Source organism: Paenibacillus sp. JT22N15, from assembly GCF_059383755.1.
This window is the reverse complement of the sequence record NZ_JBXENV010000005.1, coordinates 1-16,347: the sequence shown is the minus strand read 5'-3', so window position 1 is coordinate 16,347 and position 16,347 is coordinate 1. Positions and strand designations below refer to the sequence as shown.

At 49.3% G+C, this 16,347-nt stretch carries 16 protein-coding genes; 6 read left to right on the top strand and 10 right to left on the bottom strand.

The genetic code is table 11. The annotated features are described in order from the left end of the window. Positions 1–76: 76 nt before the first annotated feature. From nadE to AC50X8_RS10735, 5 genes are all read right to left on the bottom strand, one after another. Entirely contained in the window at positions 77–886 is an 810-nt protein-coding gene (nadE, locus tag AC50X8_RS10755) for an NAD(+) synthase (RefSeq protein WP_056042708.1), read from the bottom strand. A 14-nt stretch (positions 887–900) separates the two neighbouring features. After that, entirely contained in the window at positions 901–1,335 is a 435-nt protein-coding gene (locus AC50X8_RS10750; protein ID WP_056042709.1) for a BrxA/BrxB family bacilliredoxin, read from the bottom strand. 153 nt (positions 1,336–1,488) lie between these two features. Continuing rightward, complete coding sequence (locus tag AC50X8_RS10745) at positions 1,489–1,632, bottom strand: hypothetical protein (protein WP_200931690.1); 144 nt, start codon at positions 1,630–1,632, stop codon at positions 1,489–1,491. Positions 1,633–1,706: 74 nt separating this feature from the next. After that, complete coding sequence (locus AC50X8_RS10740) at positions 1,707–3,392, bottom strand: two-component system sensor histidine kinase NtrB (RefSeq protein ID WP_494879706.1); 1,686 nt, start codon at positions 3,390–3,392, stop codon at positions 1,707–1,709. A gap of 35 nt (positions 3,393–3,427) precedes the next feature. Further along, positions 3,428–4,288 (bottom strand): alpha/beta hydrolase, encoded by an 861-nt coding sequence (locus AC50X8_RS10735; protein WP_494879705.1) that lies wholly within the window; start codon positions 4,286–4,288, stop codon positions 3,428–3,430. A gap of 100 nt (positions 4,289–4,388) precedes the next feature. Between AC50X8_RS10735 and AC50X8_RS10730 the strand changes: the two genes are divergently transcribed. Beyond that, positions 4,389–5,771 carry a BaiN/RdsA family NAD(P)/FAD-dependent oxidoreductase gene (locus tag AC50X8_RS10730; protein WP_056042715.1) on the top strand — a complete coding sequence of 461 codons (1,383 nt, stop codon included), beginning with the start codon at positions 4,389–4,391 and terminating at the stop codon, positions 5,769–5,771. A 34-nt stretch (positions 5,772–5,805) separates the two neighbouring features. Here AC50X8_RS10730 and AC50X8_RS10725 read toward each other — a convergent pair whose 3' ends face one another. After that, entirely contained in the window at positions 5,806–6,096 is a 291-nt protein-coding gene (locus AC50X8_RS10725) for a hypothetical protein (RefSeq protein ID WP_056042716.1), read from the bottom strand. Positions 6,097–6,292: 196 nt separating this feature from the next. Between AC50X8_RS10725 and AC50X8_RS10720 the strand changes: the two genes are divergently transcribed. Beyond that, positions 6,293–7,183, top strand: a complete 891-nt coding sequence (locus tag AC50X8_RS10720) for a helix-turn-helix domain-containing protein (RefSeq protein WP_056042718.1) — start codon at positions 6,293–6,295, stop codon at positions 7,181–7,183. A 233-nt stretch (positions 7,184–7,416) separates the two neighbouring features. On the opposite strand, the gene AC50X8_RS10715 is transcribed toward AC50X8_RS10720, so the two are convergent. The 3 genes from AC50X8_RS10715 to xylA form a co-directional block, all read right to left on the bottom strand. After that, positions 7,417–7,842 carry a GNAT family N-acetyltransferase gene (locus tag AC50X8_RS10715; RefSeq protein WP_056042720.1) on the bottom strand — a complete coding sequence of 142 codons (426 nt, stop codon included), beginning with the start codon at positions 7,840–7,842 and terminating at the stop codon, positions 7,417–7,419. Positions 7,843–8,306: 464 nt separating this feature from the next. Next, complete coding sequence (xylB, locus tag AC50X8_RS10710; protein WP_494879704.1) at positions 8,307–9,806, bottom strand: xylulokinase; 1,500 nt, start codon at positions 9,804–9,806, stop codon at positions 8,307–8,309. 18 nt (positions 9,807–9,824) lie between these two features. Next, complete coding sequence (gene xylA, locus AC50X8_RS10705; RefSeq protein ID WP_056042724.1) at positions 9,825–11,138, bottom strand: xylose isomerase; 1,314 nt, start codon at positions 11,136–11,138, stop codon at positions 9,825–9,827. 253 nt (positions 11,139–11,391) lie between these two features. On the opposite strand from xylA, the gene AC50X8_RS10700 reads away from it, so the two are divergent. The 4 genes from AC50X8_RS10700 to AC50X8_RS10685 all read left to right on the top strand — a co-directional run bounded on the left by AC50X8_RS10700 (position 11,392) and on the right by AC50X8_RS10685 (position 16,069). Further along, complete coding sequence (locus AC50X8_RS10700; protein WP_494879703.1) at positions 11,392–12,582, top strand: ROK family protein; 1,191 nt, start codon at positions 11,392–11,394, stop codon at positions 12,580–12,582. A gap of 166 nt (positions 12,583–12,748) precedes the next feature. Continuing rightward, complete coding sequence (locus AC50X8_RS10695; protein WP_494879702.1) at positions 12,749–14,386, top strand: helix-turn-helix domain-containing protein; 1,638 nt, start codon at positions 12,749–12,751, stop codon at positions 14,384–14,386. A 5-nt stretch (positions 14,387–14,391) separates the two neighbouring features. Then, positions 14,392–15,486, top strand: a complete 1,095-nt coding sequence (locus tag AC50X8_RS10690; RefSeq protein WP_494879701.1) for an ABC transporter substrate-binding protein — start codon at positions 14,392–14,394, stop codon at positions 15,484–15,486. A 22-nt stretch (positions 15,487–15,508) separates the two neighbouring features. Next, a complete protein-coding gene (locus AC50X8_RS10685) occupies positions 15,509–16,069 on the top strand; it encodes a nitroreductase family protein (RefSeq protein ID WP_494879700.1) in 561 nt (186 codons plus the stop codon). A 9-nt stretch (positions 16,070–16,078) separates the two neighbouring features. Here AC50X8_RS10685 and AC50X8_RS10680 read toward each other — a convergent pair. Continuing rightward, a partial coding sequence (locus AC50X8_RS10680; RefSeq protein WP_494879699.1) for a hypothetical protein occupies positions 16,079–16,347 on the bottom strand: 269 nt, incomplete at its 5' end.

Below are 16,347 nucleotides of genomic sequence, written 5' to 3'. Positions count from 1 at the left end.
TATGACGTATTTGCTCCATAATAACAGAAGCTTGCCCGCTTTTGCAGCGGACAAGCTTCTAAAAATACGTTTTTAACTATATGCCAGGAATAGGCGAGCGCTTGTGCTCGGTTTTCAGGTATTGCTTCTCCAGCTTTTCCTTCGCCTCTGCGCCAATTTCCTTGCCTTCCAAATAATCGCTGTTGTCATTGTAGGTAATGCCAAGCTCATCCTCATCGGTCTGCCCATCCCATAAACCAGCGGATGGCGCTTTATCCAAAATGCTCTTCGGCACGCCAAGATGCGAAGCAAGCTGGCGTACCTGGCGTTTGTTCAGCGAGCTGAGCGGCGTAATATCAACCGCTCCGTCGCCCCATTTTGTATAAAAGCCTGTAATCGCTTCAGATGCATGATCCGTACCAACAACGAGCAAATTGAGGTCAAAGGCGAGCGCATATTGGACAACCATGCGCGTTCTCGCCTTCACATTGCCTTTGCCGCCGCGGCTAAGATGACGATGGATGCCGATACCTTTCAAACCATGCTCCGTTTCAATGGCGATTTCGTCTACTGCTTCGCCAATGTTCGTTTCCACAGTCTTCGTAATACCGAATGCCTCCGATACCGCGTAGCTGTCGGAAATATCCGACTGCTCGCTGTACGGCTGGTACACGCCAAGCGTCATATAGTCACGGCCGGTTTCAGCTGTCAGCTCATCGGTCGCTTTTTTGCAGAGGCCCGCTGCGACAGCGCTGTCGATGCCGCCACTGATGGCGATCAACAGACCCGTCGTATGGGAGTCCAATACATATTTTTTGAGAAAATCAACGCGGGTGCGGATTTCCTGATCTACATCAATGACCGGCTTAACGCCAAGCCTTTTAATAATATCTGCTTGTAAGCTCATAGTTCCTCCTGCCCTTAGCGGCAGAACCGATCGAACGCATCAGCCAGATCGGCTGCAATATCCGACGCGGAACGGTTCTCGATTTGGTGACGCTCAATGAAATGAACAAGCTCTCCGTCCTTCATTAGCGCGATGGATGGGGAAGATGGCGGGTACGGTGCGAAAAACTCGCGCGCTTTAGCCGTTGCTTCTTTATCCTGTCCAGCAAATACAGTAAACAAATGATCTGGTGTAATATCATGCTGCAGCGCTTCCGCTACACCCGGGCGGCACTGGCCAGCTGCACAGCCGCATACGGAGTTTACGACTACAAGCGCCGTTCCTTTTGCATCGGGAAGATTTTGTTCCACATCCTCCGGTGTGCGAAGCTCTTGAATGCCAAGACGCGTCAAATCATCACGCATCGGTTGAACCATATCCAACATGTATCTCTCAAATGACATGGACACTGAAATACACTCCTTTTTGATAACCTAAATTTAGTTACTATTATAACGCCGGGCAGGAAAATAAAGCAACAGCCGTCCATGTCGCAACTGCTGCTCTATGTTTCCGCACTCCTCCTGCAAGCTGCAAGCAGGCAGCGCTCATCGCTCGCCTCATTAAATAGACGGACGATTCGGGCCGTCCAGCTTCTTGTCGAAACCAGCTTCTGTTTCGGACGTCCCTTTGCGCTTCTTGGCATTTTCAGCATTTTGCTGCTCCTGCTGCAGGGATTGTTCAGACTTCGCTTGATTGCGCTCCATATGTTCTCCTCCTTCATCCGTCTTATGATGACTGACAGGCAAAGGTAGTATGTGCAGGTTTAGTTTCCATTATGTTAATAGCGCGCAGACAAGGCATCCGTTTCCCCTAGCATAAAGGTTAAAATAAAAGTCGTCCCCTCGCCTTCCTCAGACTCCACCTCCAGCTTGCCATTATGCCTTTCGGCAATGCTGAGGCAAAGCGGCAGCCCGAGTCCCGTTCCTTTGGACTTCGTCGTATAAAATGGCTTAAAAAGCTCACTCATCTGATCTGCTGGAATACCTACACCATTATCACGAATGCGAAGCACCACTTTATTTTCCAGAGGGATATAGCAAGTAAATATGTGCAGAACGCCCTTCTCCCCCATTGCTTCCATGCCGTTGCGCACAAGATTAATAAGCAGCTGCTTCATTTCCTTGTCTGACATAAGAAAGGAGGGCAAATCCTCGGCAAGCTCCGTCTGCACAACCTGACCTCTAAGATTCGCGTCTGCCTCAAGAAGTGGCAATATTTCCTGAATAATCGTTTGTAAGGAATGTTTCTGCATCGGGACCGAACGATTTTGCGCCAATGACAAAAAGTCGCTAATAATCGTATTCGCCCGATCCAGCTCCTCCATAACGATCTGATAATACTGCTGCTCATTCAGCCGGCTGCGCTCCCGCATCAGCTGCATAAAGCCCCTTATTACCGCCATCGGATTGCGGATCTCATGCGTAATGCTTGCAGCCATTTGACCAATTAGACTAAGGCGCTCCATTCTTCCCAGCTCATCGCGCAGCAGCGTAAGCTCCGTTACATCTTGGACAATAAGGGCGGCTCCCGCAATGGATTGATCCTCCTGCCTACGGATGGCGAATGCTGTCTTAAGCAGCGTTTTGCCATCATAGGTGTGCGGTCCTGTACTGCTCTTGGCTCCAGCGAGCGCATCCTCAAGCAGTTTTATATAAGCACCGTCCTCTTTTGCAGCAAAAAAGGTGTCCATACGTACATTTTCGGAAAATAAATCTCCGCTTGCCTCAAACTGCCGCTGGAACAGCTCCTTGCCCTTCGCATTCAAATGCGTGATGACGCCGTGCTCATCTGTGAACAAAATCGCCAGCAGCATTTCATCTATGAACTGCTGCTGTTTTTCTACTTCGAGCCGATAGCTGGACGAAACATTTTTGAGCTCCAGCTGCAGCCGCGAATTTTCAACAAATTTTTCCACAATAAAAATAGATAACCAAATGGCAATGATCGAACCAATCATAAGTAAAATAAATACCGCCACCAGCTCAGTCGACCAGTAAAAGTCCTCATTCATCATAAACATGACAAACATAAATGATATGTAGACGGAGATCGGCGTTATCGATTTCACGCCTATGAGCCGCTTTCGATGCAGAGGCTTTTTGCTGAATCGCTTGGCATAGAGCAATATAATAGGCACATGAACAAACATAAAAAAGACAAAAACCATTTTCTCCGCATCGGTGTCAAGCGCTGGCACTCTAAGGAAAATATAAAGCAGATCAAGAACGAGCGCGCCATACACCCCTCCGTATAAAGAGCCCAAAATAAACGGAACGAAGCGGAAATTCAGCTCATATCCATTAAAATCCATCGAAACCGACATGCACGCAACCATTGCGATAGCGCTTGCAGCCGTTATAAACACTCGAATATGGTTTTCCTTGCGCTGCTTATAATGCCAGAGCTGAAAGGAAAATACAGGAATAAGTGAAATAACGAATTGTAACAGCAATTCTTTCAACACGAACGACAGGTCTCCCCCCCTAATCGCTTACTAGATTAAATTGCGTGATCCTTATTTTCATCTGTATGCATATCCAGCCAGTTCGTCACCACTTCAATAAAACGTTGTGCTTCAAGATCATTATGCAGTTCATGATAGCCGTCAGGCCAAGAAACAAAGGTGCATGCCTCGCCAAGCCGCTGCGCCACCTGCTCGCTCGCATGATGAGAGGTGATTTTGTCAGCTGCGCCGTGAATGAGCAGCAGCGGCACATGCAGCTGGCCGCAATTGGCTATCGCCCATTCGCCTGAATCATGGAGACTCAGGAAGGTTTTAACCGTAATACGGGAATGGCACAGCGGATCTCCTTCAATATGGACGGCCTCCTCATAGCCTCGCCGATACAGCTTCCCACTTCCCAATCCCGTCGATTGCGGCAGCCCTGGCCAAAAGGCAGCCAGCCGCTTCCCCAGCCAAAGCTGGGCACGGGGTGGTGTAAAGGCCAGCCTTAGCCATGGACTGGACAGCACGAGCGCCTTCACTGCAGGCTGGAGCCGCAGCGCGCAATTCATCGCGATATTGCCGCCCATGCTGTGCCCATAAAGAAAGATTGGCAGCTCTGGATGGCGCTGCGCGGCCTGCTCCACCAGCATGGCGGCATGGGCTGCCGCATCATCTACAGAAGGCAGATGCCCTCTGGGGCCGGATGAACGGCCGTGACCTTGCTGATCGAGAGCAATTACAACATATTGAGCCGCAACGAGCTTCGCCGCGTAGGAGCTATAACGTTCACCATGCTCGCCCATGCCATGTATTAGACATAAAACGCCTTTTGGACGCTCCTTCTCAGGCTTCCACTCCCTTACGTATAGTTCGGTATCCCCACAACCTTGAAACGTCCATTCCTTACGAATCATCCAAGGCACCTCCAGCTGATGAATTATGTTCTATTATAACTCAATATTTTGTCGAAAGAATGGTACAATGAACAAGATTGTAGAAAGAAAGGCTGAGTGAATCATGTACGATATTATAATTGTTGGCGGAGGCCCTTCCGGCTTAATGGCAGCAGTAGCTGCAAGCGCGCACGGAGCCTCTGTTCTTCTCGTTGACAAAGGAGACAAGCTGGGGCGCAAGCTCGGCATTTCCGGAGGCGGACGCTGTAATGTAACGAACGCAAAAGAGATGGATCAGCTCATCCAACATATACCCGGAAACGGGAAGTTTTTATTCAGTGCGCTAAATGCGTTCGGCAATCGCGATATTATCGCCTTTTTCGAAGGGATGGGCATCGCCTTGAAGGAGGAGGACCGCGGCCGGATGTTCCCGGTATCGGACAAGGCCAAAACGGTCGTCGATGCGCTCATTCGCAAAGTCCGCGAGCAAGGGGTCGACATTCGGACGAATACGCCAGTACGAGAAGTTCTATATAAGGACGGTGCGGTAAAAGGGCTGCTGCTGCAAAATGGTGAAAAGCTCGCAGCGAAAGCCGTCATCATCGCTACGGGAGGCAAATCCGTCCCCCATACCGGCTCAACTGGAGACGGCTACCCTTGGGCGATCAGCGGCGGGCACACGATTACGGAGCTGTATCCGACAGAAGTGCCTCTCACATCCTCCGAGCCTTGGATACGCAGCAAAACACTGCAAGGCATTTCACTGCGCGAGGTAGAGCTTACGGTATGGAATGCGAAAGGAAAAAAATTGATTACCCATGAAGGCGATATGATCTTCACCCACTTCGGCTTATCTGGCCCAACCGCCCTTAGATGCAGCCAGTTCGTCGTCAAAGCGCTCAAACAGGCGGCTAGCAAAGAGAAGAACGCTTCTGGCACCGTTGAAGGTTCCAGCGCAGCAAATGGCAGTATAGGTGACGCAGGCGCTTTAGAATCGATAGAGCATTCAGGAAGCGGCGCAAGGGAGGCTGCAACTGTGCTCCTCACAATCGACCTGCTGCCGGGACGCTCCGAGGCTGAGGTTTATCAGGAAATGATGCAAATGGCGAAGCTGGAGTCGAAAAAAGCGATTAAAAATGTGCTTCGGGGCTATTTGCAGGAGCGGCTGCTGGATTTTCTGCTTCAGCAAAATGGCATCAGCGGCGATATTACGTATGACAATCTTCCCAAGGGGCCGTTTCTTGCGCTCGCCAAGCAAATCAAAGCTTTCCCCGTAAAAGTGAACGGCACGCTGTCCATTGAGGAAGCTTTCGTCACCGGCGGCGGAGTCCATCTGAAGGAAATCGATCCGAAGACGATGGGCTCCAAGCAAAGCGCTGGCCTTTATTTTTGCGGCGAAGTTCTCGATATTCATGGCTACACAGGTGGCTATAACATTACTGCGGCCTTCTCAACAGGCTATAACGCAGGAAAAAGCGCGGCACTGGCTGTCTCAGACAGCTAGGAGACCGCGCTTTTTCTTTTGCCGAAAATGCTGGCTACAGCTCCTCGTTCCAATCCTCATTCACAATATGCGCGGGGATGGTGATGCCGTCAAGCGAATAAGCGGTATCTGTGTAAGCGTTCGCATCAATGGCAGCTTCCTGAATAAGCCGCCCGCCATGCACCTGCATAATTTCGAGAGCAGAGATGAGATCATTGCCCTCCATATGAATATGCAGCCTGCCTCCTTCATGCAGAACCGGATCATAGCCAAGCTGCTCCAGCGTATCAAAGGCCATTCCAGCGCTCGTAATATCTGCGAAATCAAACAATAATGCCGAATTCATCGGTTATTTCTCCTTTCGGGCGTTGACTCTATTTGTAGTCTGCCCCAATTTGTTAACGAAGTATGACTAAAGGGTGTTGTCATTTCGAGTTTTTTTCTGCATAATTTAAAATACGAGATATGTCACGTTTAATAACTCTTAATGTAATCAAACATAACCTTGAGATATACCACTGATTGAAGGAGGCATTATTAGCATGCATACGATCTTTTACCAGCTAGCCGACCCGATGATGATTGTGGAATATGATTTTAACCGCTGGTATATTCGCGATATTAACAAAGCCTTTACCGGGCTGTCCGGCTATCGAAAGCATGAGCTTCTAGAGGTCAACCCGGAGGATTTTGTAAAGGATTCGCAGCCCTTCGGGCAGCTGATGGCAAGGCTTATTGAAGATGATCAACTGACGTTCGATTGCGAGCTGACGACGCGCTCTACGATGACGGCGACCGTTCGGCTGAGCTGCCGCAAATTTCAAATGGAGGAGCAAACGTATTACATGCTCGTCTGCAAGGATGTTTCTGCCGAGCGCTGGGGCGATGAATTCGCTGTCGATCATAAAATTATGATGGCTATCGGCATCTCTGAACAATTCCGCATTTTTTCGCTGAAGCGTTATTTCGCTCCGCTTGCCCAAGGCTCAGCTAGTTTCTTGAATCGCAGCATCTTTGATCTGGTTGCCGAGGAGCACCGCGCGCCGCTGCGCCGCATCATGGAACGGGCCAGAAGCATCGGCAAAATCGAGCATTTGGAGCTGCATATGCATATCGGAGAAGACAAAAACACGGCAAAAGCATTGATTAAGCCATTTTATTCGGGCAACAGGGCGTTTAACAGCTACTTGATCATGCTCACCGAGCTTAACCAGCAGGCGCCGGAGGAGGACCCTTCCTACAAGCTGAGAATGCTGATGCTGAACAAAAATATTTCCGCTACATCGCTTGCCCGCTCCACGCTCATTTCCTTGACGACCATTTCTAAAATCCGCAATGGCAAAATAAAAAAGCCCCAGCGGCTCACAGCCGAGCTGATCGCCGGAGAGCTGGGGGTAAAGCCGGAAGCGATATGGAGCAGCTTCAAACAGTGATTGGGCAGGTGAGCAGGTGGTGTAAGCTTATTGTTCAGAGAATATAAAGGATTAGACTGGCCTATTAAAATAAGCAGCGGCGGCCTAGACTTGAGAAATAAAGTCTTAGACTGCCGCTGTTGCCATTAAACAGACGTTACCCGTTAATTAAATATTAATTTGCTGAATAAATCATTACCTCCCTATTAAAACTTTGCTGTCGATTGAATAAAGGCTAGTGAGAATTTAGTCCGTCATTTGTCTAACATTTTTGAAAAGTACTTAGGAGCCTCCTTAAAACCTTGTCTCTCATAAAATTTATGAGCGTCTATTCTTCTGGAATGACAATGAACTTGGATACTGTCACATCCCCTTTTTCTGGCAGAGGCAGAGGCAAATTCCTCTAATTCCTTTCCAATTCCTTTACTTCTAATTGAGGAGTCTACAACAAGATAACTAATTGATGCAATATCTCCTCTAATACCTAATTGTGGGATATAATGAAGGGAAATACAGGCAATAACGTGTCCTTCATCTTCATAAACCATTAATTCTTCGTTGGGGTCAGTTAGAAGTCTTTCCATGTTCTTTTTAATAAAAAATTCGGTATCCGGGTAGCCTAACTGTGCCAATAGTTTGGCTATATCTTTCCTATCCTCCAATTTTGCAACTCTAATCATAAATTTCATCTCCACTCATCTCACACTTTATAGGGTGTCGCTCGACATAAATCATAATTTGGTTTTGATATGAATAAATAACTATCGGCAACTGTAACCCTTCACCATAATCATGGCATTATATTAGCGAATTTACTAGAACCACGGTGTGACTATTTCAATGCAGTTGTGGTTTATTGTTGCTAGACCATAACTCATAAAATATGCCAGCTAGCGCTTTTACGCCATTTGTTTAAATAAGAAAAGCCATAACAAGGACCGTCTGCTTTCTTGTTTTTTTATTGAGTTAAACTGCCTGTTAGCTTAATGAAGCTTCATCAGTCTAATACCTTAATTTCTCTGTCTAGAACTTTATTTTCTTCTGACACTTCTCACTTCTTCACTATGTTCATTCCACAAAAAAAGCCGCTTCTCCTGAACGACAGAAGAAGCGGCAGCCATATGTGTTCTTGCGGGTAACCTCGCTAGCTGCGGTAAGCGGCTAACGCTTCGTTCAAACTGCGAGTTTGCGTGTAAACCTGCTGATAGATGCGGAACAGCCCTTTATACGCTTCTACAGCTTCAGGCTGCGGCAAATATTGCTCGGCATGCTTCACGAATTTTGCTGCACAAGCCTCCAGGCTCTCAAACCAGCCGCTGCCATAAGCAGCAAGCATAGCTGCGCCGAGGCCAGGCCCCTGCTCGTTTTCGAGCGCTACTACCTTCGCATCAAAAATGTCCGCCTGCATTTGCAGCCAAACCGGATTTTGCGCGCCTCCGCCAATCGATACAATCGTATTGACCGTTTTACCAGCCGCACGGAACATATCGACTGATTCGTGCAGTGAGAACGTAATGCCCTCCATCACTGCACGGGCAAAATGAACCCGCTCATGCGAGCCATCAACGCCGATAAAGCTGGCGCGAATAAGGGAATCCGGATGCGGTGTACGCTCGCCTACGAGATAAGGCGTAAACAATAGACCGCCTGCTCCCGGCTTCACTTCCCCGATGCCTGCAAGCAGCTCATCAAAGGATTCGCTCGGCGCAAACGTCTTCTTGAACCAGCTCAGGCTGTAGCCTGCCGCCAGCGTCACCCCCATCGCGTAGAAAGCATCTTCCTTGCCGTGATTGAAGAAATGCACCTTGCCGGCAAAATCCTTATTTTTGTCATTTTCATAGGACAAAATAACGCCGGACGTGCCGATGCTGCATAACGTCAAGCCTTCGCTCAAAATACCTGCGCCGATTGCGCCGCAAGCATTGTCGGCTCCGCCTGCGAACACTTTTACTGTAGCTGGCAGTCCTGTGCGCTGTGCCAATTCAGCAAGCAGCGTACCCGTCTGGCCATGTGACTCGGCGAGCGGCGGACAGAAGCTTGCCGGCAGCTCAAATGCGGCCAGCACCTCTTCACTCCAGCGCTTCGCTGCTACATCCAGCAGCAACGTGCCCGCTGCATCGGAATAATCCATGTGCTGCTCGCCTGTCAGGCGATAGCGCACATAATCCTTAGGCAGCAGGAACAGCTCCGCCTGTTCAAAAGCAGCAGGCTCATGCTCGCGCACCCAGAGGATTTTCGGCAGTGTAAAGCCTTCCAGCGCAGGATTGCGCGTAATGCCGAGCAGCTTGTCGCCAAGCGTACGCTCGATTTCACGGCATTGCGCCGTTGTGCGCGTGTCATTCCAGAGAATGGCATTGCGCACCGGATTGCCTGCACCGTTCAGCAGCACAAGACCATGCATTTGACCGGAGAAGCTGATGCCCTCAATTTGCGCGCTTGCTTCTGGTCCAATCGCAGCAGCCAGATCGCCAAGCGCTTCAAGCGTTGCATCGACCCAATCATCAGGCTTCTGCTCGCTCCAGCCCGTATGCTCATGATAAAGCGGGTAGCTGCGGGAAGCCTCGCCCGCAACCGTGCCTTCTTTATTAATGAGGAGCGCCTTGACGGCGCTCGTTCCTAAATCTATTCCAATGACATAGCTCATAGCCGAAGTCCTCCCGACTTAAACGCTGAAAATAACTTCGCTCAGTTGCAGTCTAATGCGCTCTTGACGACCGGACTCCAGACGGATCGGGTTGTTTTGCAGCGCGTATTGCTCAAGCGAAGCCAAAGTCGCTTTGCCGGAAACGATGTCAGCGCCGATGCCTTCTTTGAACGTACGGTAACGGTTGTCTACGATGCCATCCAGAATTTTCTCTTCTGTTAGCTTCGCAGCTGCTTTCAGACCCCATGCAAAGCTGTCCATACCCGCAATGTGACCGAGGAACAGATCGTCCGCTTCGAAAGATGCACGACGAACCTTCGCATCAAAGTTAACGCCGCCACGGCCGATGCCGCCAGCTTTCAGCACTTCAAACATGGTCAGTGTAGTGGAATAAAGATCAGTCGGGAATTCATCTGTATCCCAGCCCAGCAGCAAATCGCCTTGGTTCGCATCAAGGGAGCCGAGCATGCCGTTGATAGCTGCTGTACGGATTTCGTGCTCGAACGTGTGGCCTGCAAGTGTCGCATGGTTCGCTTCAAGGTTCAGCTTGAAATCGTTGTGCAGGTTGTATTTGCGCAGGAACGAGATCGTTGTTGCTGCATCAAAGTCATATTGGTGCTTCGTTGGCTCTTTCGGTTTAGGCTCGATCAGGAATTGCGCGTCGAAGCCGATTTCTTTCGCATAAGCAAGCGCCATTTCGTACAGGCGTGCCAGGTTATCCAGCTCGAAGCCCATATCTGTGTTCAGCAACGTTTCGTAGCCTTCGCGGCCGCCCCAGAAAACATAGTTTTCAGCGCCAAGCTCTTTACCGACTTCAAGGCCTTTTTTCAGCTGTGCGCCAGCATAGGCATAAACGTCAGCGTTGCAAGTTGTGCCTGCGCCATGAACGAAACGCGGGTGCGAGAACATGTTAACGGTGTTCCAAAGCAATTTTTTGCCGGAAGTTTTCATATTTTCTTTCAACAGGCCTACGATAACATCAAGGTTTTTGTTCGTTTCTTGCAGCGTAGCGCCTTCTGGAGCGATGTCTACATCATGGAAGCAGTAGAACGGAATGTTCAGCTTATCCATGAATTCAAAGTTAGCTTCTACGCGTGCTTTCGCACGGTCAAGACCGTCAAGCTTATCCCACTCGCGGAACATCGTTGCCGAACCGAAAGGATCTGTGCCGTTAGCGTTAAAAGTATGCCAGTAAGCAACCGCGAAGCGCAGGTGCTCTTCCATTGTTTTTCCAAGAATGACTTGCTCCGGGTTATAGTGTTTGAATGCAAACGGATTGTCCGAACCTTTGCCCTCAAATTGAATTTTGCCAATGTTAGAAAAATAGCTCATTTTTATAAAACCTCCTGATTATGGTATGGGATAAATGCTTAGTTTCAAATCTGATGATGTAAACGCTCCCCAACAGCATAACATGATCAAACTTAGTTTGTCTATTGACTAAACTAAGTTTTTTTGTGCTAAAATAGTCCTATTAACCCTTACTAATGATTCCGCTTGCATTTCAATAGGACACGAGCTTTTTCGCCTGCTGGACGGTCATATCGTTTACGCCTGTGATACAATACACTACATGGATTTTTAGATGGACGGAGGCAATCTGTTGAAACTGAAGACGACCGGCGACTTGGCGCTTATCAAAAAAATGAATACCGCGATTGTGCTGGAGGCTGTTATTAAGCATGCCCCCCTCTCTCGCGCTCAAATATCCGAACGGACCGGACTTAATAAAGCGACCGTTTCCAGCCTTGTGCAGGATCTGATTGACAATCATCTCGTTTTTGAAAATGGCCCCGGCGAGTCCAGCGGCGGACGCAAGCCCGTCATGCTGCTGTTTAATGGACAAGCCGGACATGCCATCGGCATTGACCTTGGCGTCAACTATATGCGGGGCGTGTTAACCGATCTGCAAGGGACTGTCATTAGCGAACGGCAGCTTAGCTTCAAAAAACGCGAGCAGGATTTTGCCCTGAACCAGCTCATCGCCTTTATTGAGGAGCTGGCGTCGCAAGCTCCGAGCAGCCATTACGGCCTGATCGGCATCGGAGTTGGCGCGCCGGGCATCGTCGATGACAAAGGCGCAATTTTGTTCGCGCCTAACCTCGAATGGCAGCAGGTTGAGCTGCAGCAGATGCTGGAAGCGCGCTTTCAGCTGCCTGTGACCATCGACAATGAAGCGAATGCCGGCGCGCAGGGAGAGCAGAAATACGGCGCGGGGCGCGGCATCGCCAACCAAATTTACGTCAGTGTCGGCATCGGCATCGGGACGGGCATTATTTTAAACAAGGAGCTGTATAAAGGGGCTTCTGGTTTTTCCGGCGAGCTGGGACATTTGTCGATTGAGTATGGCGGCAAGCCGTGCCGCTGCGGCAATCAGGGATGTTGGGAGCTTTATGCTTCGGAGAATGCGCTGTTGGAGCAGGCTGAGCCGCTCGGGTTTGAGACACTTGAGGAGCTGATTGCTGCCGCAGAAGCAGGAAACAGCGAGGTGCAGGCGTTATTTTATGCCATTGGCGAATATTTGGGCGTAGGCATTTCCAACATTGTGAATGTGTTTAATCCGAACGTCGTCATCATCGGCAACCGCATGAGCCGCGCACAAGCTTGGCTGGAGGAAGCCATCCATGCCTCTATTGCCCGCCGCACCCTCAGCTATCACCGGGAAAAGCTGCAAATTTTGTTCGCCGAATTGCAGGATCAGTCCGCCGTCCGCGGCGCCGCTTATTATGCGATTAGTGCTTTTTTCGCGAAGGTTAAGAGTGGTCAGCCGGTTTGAGGCTGAAATAGGATTGGTTTTTTCGACTAAGAAGCCGACCATAGCAGGTCGGCTTTTTGCATGATTACAAACAACAATCCATGGAACTCCCTTTGCAAATAGGTGTAAGATAGGAGTAATTATGGCTATATATCGTACTCGCAGCGGAAGGAGCAAACTACCCCAAATGAAGGAAATCGACAGAATATATAGGCTCATTGATGCTCACAGCGTTAGCTCTGTCCCGAATGAACTAGTACTTCACCATTCAGACCACTGCACCCTTCTCATTACTACGAAAGGCATAGGGGAAGGGGATTGGAACGGGCAGCCGTTTATTTTGCCCCCTTCACATGCCCTTCTGCTTTCACCGAAAATGAGCTGGACGTTAAGAGGTCGGGGCCTGGCGCCATTTGAATATGAACGAATTTCGTTTGATGTCTATATAGAAGGCTCTGATAGCACACTTCACCGCCAGATGACAGAACCGAGCCTCCAACAAGCTGTATCAATACCAGAAGTACCGCAGTTGGCTAAGGAAATAAGCACAGCATGGAGAGCAGGCAACAGATGGGAGCGCATGGAAGCCAACATTCGCTTTCAAGAGCTGCTCTTGCTAGTGCTTAGGCATGCCGAGGCGGAGCCTGAGCTGCTGCATAACCATGTCCGTGAGCTGATGCAGCGATCTAAAGCTCATATCGATGCTGCTTTTCACCACAGCCTCACCCGTGAAGTATTGGCGGCAAAAGCAGGTATGAGCGTGGCGCATTACTCCAGGCTTTTCAAAAGGGAATTTGGACGTGGGCCTATGGAATATTTAAATGAAGTCCGCCTTTCACAAGCGAGCAATCTGCTGATCGGTTCTGAACATACAATCCGCGAGACGGCACATAGGGTCGGTTACCAGGACGAGTTTTATTTCAGCCGCAAATTTAAAGCTGCCACGGGTGCTTCGCCAACGGTTTTCATTAATAAATATCGAAATTCGGCGCGGGTCGCTTCTGTAGCCATCCCTTACACGAGCCATTTGCTGGCACTCGGCATGCAGCCTTATGCCGCAATGGTCAACCCTTCGCAAGAGCCCCTTGCCGAGCTGCGAGACACTCTGGAGGTCGGCAATGATCAGCCTGATCTGGACAGGCTCTTGCAGGCCAGACCCGAACTGATCATTGGATTTGAGCGTACAGATTATGAGGAGCCAGACAAGGCCGATCTCTTTCGGCATATTGCCCCTACCTGTACGGTGCCCTTCCATGGGGAGTGGCGCGACCATCTGCGCATGATTGGACGGGCAGTAAATCGGACCGAGGCGGCTGATCTATGGCTGGAGCAGTATGAAACATCGGCTGAACGCTCGCGTAACGCTATCCAACACCAAATCGAAGATCAGACCGTTGCCGTTGCCCAATTTGAAAATGGTCGATTCCAGCTGTTTGGAAGCCGAAATCTGGGTACGGTTCTGTATCGCGATCTAGGGTTTGCAATGCCGAGAGAACTCGCGAATGTCTCCCATTCCCAAATGCTTACGATTGAGGAGCTAGCCGTCTATCATATCGATCATTTGATTTTGTTCACCGGAGAGGAGCATCGGAAACGGGAGGCATTCAAGCATTCGATCGAATCAAATGCAGCTTGGCGTGAACTTAAAGCGGCGCGCAGCGGACATATTTATGATCTCGGAGCTTCCCGCAGCTATTCCTGCTACACCTCTCTATCCCATGACTTGTTTCTGCGCCGCGCAACCGAATTATTCATGAGCCAAACGTCCATGCACAGAGCAGGATCGTCCATGGCTTTCAAACATACGTCTGCCTATAATAAATAACGATAATGATTATCAAAATCATAAAGGAAGGCGTGTGGCAAGTTTTGTTTAAAATAAGTGTGTTCTCTCAAATGATGAAGCGGGGGACTCTTCTTCTCTCGCTCCTGCTTCTTATCGGATTGTTAGCCGCCTGCGGCCAAAGCAGCAGCACTGGAAATACAGCAAGCGGATCGCCTTCTGCGTCGGCGGAGTCGTCAGGCACGGAGTCTTCAAGCGCAGAGTCCCCATCAGCTTCGCCAATGGAATCTGATACAGAAACCCGGACTATTTCTACGGTTAAAGGCGATGTTGTCGTACCTGCTCATCCGAAAAAGATAGCCGGCATGCTGTATGTTTTCGCCGACCATCTGCTTGCGCTTGGCATCGAGCCCCATGCTATGGTTACTTATAACGATCTTGGTTTTCCTGACTACATGGCTGACCAAATGAAGAATACGATTGAGATTGGCTCAGGCGAAGCGCCAAATTACGAAGCACTGCTTGAAGCAGCGCCAGATCTTATCCTCGCGTCGAAAACACTCAGCGATTCCAATTATGACCAGCTGTCCAAAATCGCGCCAACCATTCTTTTTGACAATGAGAATGAAGGAGACTGGGAAAGATTCCATGAAACCGCTGCTGTGTTTGGCATGGAAGCTGAAGCAGAGCGCATTCAAGCGGAGTATGACAAGAAAGTCGCTGATGCACATGACAAGCTGGCTGCCGCAGCCCCGAATGAAACGGTTGCTTTTATGAGGGTACAGGACAAGCAATTACAGCTGATTCAGCCTAGCGATAACTTCGTCATGTTCGGTGCACTAGGCTTAACACCAGCATCGGTAGAAGCTGTCGATTTTAAAGATTCATGGAATGTCCCGATTTCGGCAGAGGTGCTCCCTGAGCTGAATCCGGATCGCATGTTCATCATTCTTCGTCCTGGCGATGTCAACAAGGTAGCGCTGGATACCATTATGAGCACCTCCATCTGGTCGAACTTAAACGCTGTTAAAAATAATCGCGTCTATATCGGAGATGCAAACTTGTGGTTTGCAGGCTACGGTCCGATTGGGCTTAACAAAATAATCGACGAAATTACGACTGCTTTTTCGTTGAATTCCTAATGGCGATTGGGGTATGAAAGTAATGAATAATATTGCAAATATCATTCGAGAACGAAGGACGATTCAGGATTTTAATGGTGTGCCGATTCCAAAGGAAGTAATATATACGCTTCTGGAGGACGCTGTATGGGCACCGTTCCATTCGAAGAAAGAGCCTTGGCGGTTCATTCTTTTTATCGGTGAGGGAAGACGCGGATTTGCAGAGGCTGTCCTTCATACAAGGCCGCCGGAGTTCGTTGTAAAGTATGGAGAGCAAATACGCGAGGCCTATTGCAGCCAGACGCCTGTTCATCTCATTGTCGTGATGAAGGCAGACTTGCCTCAGAAGGCATGGGAAGAAGCTTTCGCAGCCACATCCGCGCTCATTCAAAACATTCAACTGCTCGCTTGGGAAAAGGAGATCGGATGTGTATGGAAAACAAGTCCTTACAATGAGCATGCCGATTTTCAGGCGGCAGTCGGAGTAACAGCGGCGGAGAAAATCGTCGGTACGCTGCATCTGGGCTATTTTAACTCGGAAGCGCAGCCTGCGCCGAAGCCTCGTACGCCTTTGGCAGAGCTTTTGACAATGATTGAGCATTAGATAGCTTAGCTAAGGGGCAACTCCCTTGCTCATTCTACTCCATGAATCAGAAGAATAGGCATTATCACCAAAATCGACGATTGGTCTGAATGCCGGATATAATAATTGTGGTTTTGTACATCCACAATTTGCCCCTACCACCACAAACACCATCCATATGAGGATGGTCAGGCTGTCGAGAAAGTCTCGACAGCCATCTTTATAAGTAATTAGTTTAACACGGCACCGCGTTACTATGGTATAATAAGGGTAACTTATACGAACGGAAGGTGTCGCCC

What these genes read in the sequence shown, in the direction of transcription:
- nadE (WP_056042708.1), bottom strand. Translation starts at nt 886, where the DNA reads ATGAGCTTACAAGCAGATATTATTAAAAGGCTTGGCGTTAAGCCGGTC.
- AC50X8_RS10745 (WP_200931690.1), bottom strand. Translation starts at nt 1,632, where the DNA reads ATGGAGCGCAATCAAGCGAAGTCTGAACAATCCCTGCAGCAGGAGCAG.
- AC50X8_RS10735 (WP_494879705.1), bottom strand. Translation starts at nt 4,288, where the DNA reads ATGATTCGTAAGGAATGGACGTTTCAAGGTTGTGGGGATACCGAACTA.
- AC50X8_RS10725 (WP_056042716.1), bottom strand. Translation starts at nt 6,096, where the DNA reads ATGAATTCGGCATTATTGTTTGATTTCGCAGATATTACGAGCGCTGGA.
- AC50X8_RS10720 (WP_056042718.1), top strand. Translation starts at nt 6,293, where the DNA reads ATGCATACGATCTTTTACCAGCTAGCCGACCCGATGATGATTGTGGAA.
- AC50X8_RS10715 (WP_056042720.1), bottom strand. Translation starts at nt 7,842, where the DNA reads ATGATTAGAGTTGCAAAATTGGAGGATAGGAAAGATATAGCCAAACTA.
- xylB (WP_494879704.1), bottom strand. Translation starts at nt 9,806, where the DNA reads ATGAGCTATGTCATTGGAATAGATTTAGGAACGAGCGCCGTCAAGGCG.
- xylA (WP_056042724.1), bottom strand. Translation starts at nt 11,138, where the DNA reads ATGAGCTATTTTTCTAACATTGGCAAAATTCAATTTGAGGGCAAAGGT.
- AC50X8_RS10700 (WP_494879703.1), top strand. Translation starts at nt 11,392, where the DNA reads ATGGACGGAGGCAATCTGTTGAAACTGAAGACGACCGGCGACTTGGCG.
- AC50X8_RS10695 (WP_494879702.1), top strand. Translation starts at nt 12,749, where the DNA reads ATGAAGGAAATCGACAGAATATATAGGCTCATTGATGCTCACAGCGTT.
- AC50X8_RS10690 (WP_494879701.1), top strand. Translation starts at nt 14,392, where the DNA reads ATGATTATCAAAATCATAAAGGAAGGCGTGTGGCAAGTTTTGTTTAAA.
- AC50X8_RS10685 (WP_494879700.1), top strand. Translation starts at nt 15,509, where the DNA reads ATGAATAATATTGCAAATATCATTCGAGAACGAAGGACGATTCAGGAT.